Here is a 398-nt window from a genome sequence, read left to right on the forward strand (position 1 = left end):
TGCTCGCCGACGCCTCGGTCACATAGCTGGAATAGAGAGGCGGAATTCGTTCATAGGGCTGCTGCCGAGGATCGACTTTTACCGGCGTCGTCGTCCATAGATCGCGCGCTGCGAGCTCCTTGAAGGCGTGAGGTTCGGAATCCGCCACGACATAGGATGCGACAGATGCGGCAGCGACGCAGGCCCCGACCGAGCTTAAGATGCCAAAGGCAACGGATGCGATGGCTTTCATTGTCCCGACCCCTGCTGTTGAACCTGTGGAACCCAGACACGGCCGGCGGCACTGCTATGTCGGCCGCCGGTGGCGACAAGCACGGCGAGAATGCCGGCGATTGCCAGCAGGATGGCGATCAGCGGCACGGCCAGACCACCGGATTTCTCTTCGGAATAGATCATGT

1 pseudogene is annotated in these 398 nt (G+C 61.1%); it reads right to left on the bottom strand.

Annotation, left to right across the window (positions count from 1 at the left end):
* Positions 1-232 (bottom strand): annotated as a pseudogene (locus AC1D2N_RS36255) (BA14K family protein); the annotation flags it as partial.
* Between the last annotated feature and the right edge of the window lie 166 nt (positions 233-398).

The sequence above is a fragment of the Rhizobium sp. P1_B8 genome, assembly GCF_056406515.1.